The 315-nt window shown below is 34.0% G+C and carries 1 protein-coding gene; it reads right to left on the bottom strand.

Features of this window, described 5'->3' with window-relative positions; genetic code table 11:
• Positions 1-183 precede the first annotated feature (183 nt).
• On the bottom strand, positions 184-315 hold a 132-nt coding region (locus FC37_RS10120; protein ID WP_156400669.1), incomplete at its 5' end, for a zinc ribbon domain-containing protein.

Genomic DNA, 315 nt, shown 5'->3' with positions numbered 1-315 from the left:
CTGCTATATAAAACATGGAAATATGTAGAAGAATACGAATTTCCTACATATCAGAAAGATATATTTTTCCTTTCTTTGTTTCATTTACTGTCGTCTTCACTAGTATTCTGATATTCCAAATAGGAGTAATCACATTGACTAGCTCTTACAGCTTAAGGACCTAGCCAGCCCTGTTTATTTTCTTTATTTTGCCAAAGCTAAAAGATTTAAAACTGCATTTTCATCGCGATCATTCTTGTAGCCACACTCATAACAGACATACTCATTATGTTTGGTACCATGCTTTTTATTGCCCTGCAAAGTGATCTTTTCCTC

Origin of the sequence: Lactobacillus gallinarum DSM 10532 = JCM 2011, assembly GCF_001434975.1 — a bacterium.
Classification (GTDB): Bacteria; Bacillota; Bacilli; order Lactobacillales; family Lactobacillaceae; genus Lactobacillus; species Lactobacillus gallinarum.
Note: the sequence above shows the minus strand (reverse complement) of the source record. Positions and strands in the feature narration are given on the sequence as shown.